The organism is Streptococcus parasanguinis, assembly GCF_023109675.1.
Taxonomy (GTDB): domain Bacteria; phylum Bacillota; class Bacilli; order Lactobacillales; family Streptococcaceae; genus Streptococcus; species Streptococcus parasanguinis_I.
Map to the genome: position 1 here is coordinate 2,555 of NZ_JALDUR010000028.1, position 3,181 is coordinate 5,735.

The window sequence follows — 3,181 nt, forward strand, 5'->3', positions numbered from 1 at the left end:
CCAGATGGCACAACACCATTGACACCTAAAGATCCGAACGATCCAAGCAAGGGTTACAACCCACCATCAATTCCAAGCGATCCAACTCAGGATACACCAATCAATTACGTTAAAGATGGTCAAAAAGCGATTATTACCTTCGTAGACCAAGACGATAACAACAAGGAACTTGGTAAGGTCGTTGAAAGTGGTAAGTCAGGTGAGCCAATCGGAACTACCAACTACGCAGCCCGTCTGAAAGAATTGACAGACAAGGGTTACGAAGTGGTGAACGATGAGTTCGCAGGACCTAAGAACTTTGACAATGATAATAAGACGGACCAACAATTCGTGGTTACTCTTCGTCAAGGTAAAGAGCCAGTAACAGACCCAGCTAAATTGAATAGCAAAGTAACTCGTACGATCAAGTATGAATACGCAGATGGTCAAACAGACGGTCGTCCAGCTCTGAAAGCTCCAGTAACTCAAGAAGCAACCTTCACACGTACAGGTGAACGTAACCGTGTAACTGGTGAGGAAACCTTCGGTGCATGGACACCAGCTACGAAAGAATTGGCCGAAGAAGCTACACCAGTAGTAACTGGCTTTGTGGCAGATAAGGCTAATGTAGCAGCGAAGACAGTGACTCCTGACGATAAGGATAGCGAAGAAGTTGTACAATACAAGAAGCTTGGTTCATACGTACCAAATGTACCAGACGGACTTCCAAAAGTACCAAATCTTCCATATCCAAACGATCCAACAGATCCAACGAAACCAGGTACGGATCTTCCATTGATTCCACATGTACCAGGCACTACCCCAGTAGGTCCAGATGGCACAACACCATTGACACCTAAAGATCCGAACGATCCAAGCAAGGGTTACAACCCACCATCAATTCCAAGTGATCCAACTCAGGATACACCAATCAATTACGTAACTGATAGACAAAAAGCTATCACAAACTTCGTAACTGAAAATGGTAAAGTAGTAGCAACTCCAGTAGTAGATGAAGGTGATTCAGGAGCTAACTTCACTAAGTCTAAAGTTGATGAAGTAACTAAGACTATTGAAAAACTTGAAAAAGCTGGATACAGAATAGTTAAGAACGACTTCCCATCTAAAGATACAGACAGAGTATTTGATAAGGATAAATCTGTAGATCAAATCTTCAATGTAACAGTAGCTGAAAGAATTATTCCAGTTACACCAGGTAAACCAGTAGATCCAAATAATCCAAACTTACCGAAGAACCCAGATGGAACTCCAGTAACACCATCTACACCAGAACCAGGTAAACCAGTATTCCCTAACGATCCAAATAGCCCAGTATGGCCAAATACTGTAAAAGATATGGTAATTGAGAAAGCTGCTACACGTACTATCAAGTATGTAGATCGTAACGGAAAAGAAATATCTGAAACTCGTGTTGAAACAATCAAGTTCACTCGTGATGCTGAAGTTAACTTAGTTACAGGAGAAATCACATATGGAGAATGGACAACAGATCGTAACGACGATATCTTCAACGGATACCCAGTACCAGTTGTGAAAGGATACATTGCTAAAGCTGGAGATCTAGAATCATCAACTAAAGATGTAAAAGTAACACCTGATACAATCAAGGATATCAACGAAACAGTTGTTTACGATAAGTTAGGTTCATGGGTGCCAAATATCCCAGGAACACCAACAAATCCAATTCCATATCCAAACGATCCGAAAGATCCAACTAAACCAGGAACTGAGAAACCTAAAGTACCTTATGTACCAGGATTTGTTCCTGTGGATCCAGAAGGTCAACCATTGAAACCAGTTGATCCAAATGATCCAACAAAAGGATATGAAGTACCTAATGTACCGGAAGATCCAACGAAGGATACACCAATTAATTATGTACCAAATGATCCTAAACCAAATCCTGCACCAGCAGATAATGGAGATAACAATGGAAACAATAATGGAACTCCAACAACTCCAGCCCAACCAGTAGCGCCTTCTACGCCTCAATACATGGATGGTCAACGTGAACTTCCAAATACAGGTACAGAAGATCATGCTAGCCTTGGAGCACTTGGACTTCTAGGAGCCCTAAGTGGATTTGCATTGATTGCTCGTAAGAAAAGAGAAGATGAAGAATAATCATTTTGATTCTCATTAGATGCTAATTTGCAATCAGATAAAGAAGGCTCTTTTCTACCATTTGCTAAGTCTATCAAGGCTTTAAGTAAAAAAAGAGATAAGACAGTAGCTATTCTGAGGTTACTGTCTTATTTTGGTTCTTTGTCAACTGTAGTGGGTGACGAAAAGCGGCTCTTTGTCAACTGTAGTGGGTGACGAAAAGCTAACATCTTGAGAGGACCGGATAGGTCCTCTTTTTATGTATGTTCAGAGTGATGAAGACACGTTTCTTAAAGTTAATGAAGTTTCTAAAACCGAATCCCAAGCGTTTGATGTCTTTGATCAACTTGTTAGTTGCTTCAAGTTTTGCATTTGAATAGTCCGTTTCTAGTGCGTTTTTGATGTATTGCTTGTTTCTAAGAAAAGTCCTAAAGACAGTTTGAAAGTATTGATTGACCTTGTTCATATTTTCCTCTATCAGCTCAAAGAACTGATCCACTCTTTTCTCCTGAAAGTGAAAAAGTAAGAGCTGATAAAGTGTATAGTATTCGGTAAGCTCTTCTGAAAAGTCTAGTGTTTTCCTAACAACTTCATGTGGACTTAAGGTTTGACGGAAAGTCTTTGAATAAAAAGAGTTGAGAGATAACTTACGGCTGTCCTTTTGGAAGAGTCGCCAATGATTTTTCAAGGCTCGATAGGGTAGTGACTTCTTATCGAATTGGTTCATAATCATAATTCTTGTCTTTAAAAAGGCACGACCAAGGTGCTGGATGATGTGGAAACGATCAAGAACAATTTTTGCGTTTGGAAAGAGTCTGCGGGCTAGTGGGATATAGGCTCCAGACATATTCATTGTGATAAACTGCACCTGTTGGCGAGCTTTTAATGGATACTTTAAAAAGTAGTTTCGTACAGTGGTTTGGCGGCGATTATCAAGGATGGTTATGAGTTGGTTGGTCTCATAGTTCTGTGCCACAAAAGCTAGTCCACCTTTCTTGAACCCAAACTCATCCCAGGACATAACAGCAGGGAGTTTGTCATAATGTTCCTTGAAAGTAAACTGGTCAAGTTTACGATA

The 3,181-nt window shown here is 40.4% G+C and carries 1 protein-coding gene and 1 pseudogene; one reads left to right on the top strand and one right to left on the bottom strand.

Annotation, left to right across the window (positions count from 1 at the left end; genetic code table 11):
• The coding region (locus tag M1G14_RS10805) for a mucin-binding protein (RefSeq protein ID WP_247926602.1) at positions 1-2,124 on the top strand (2,124 nt) is incomplete at its 5' end.
• A gap of 212 nt (positions 2,125-2,336) precedes the next feature.
• Here the strand turns inward: M1G14_RS10805 and M1G14_RS10810 are convergent.
• Positions 2,337-3,181, bottom strand: a pseudogene (locus tag M1G14_RS10810) (ISL3 family transposase); the annotation flags it as partial.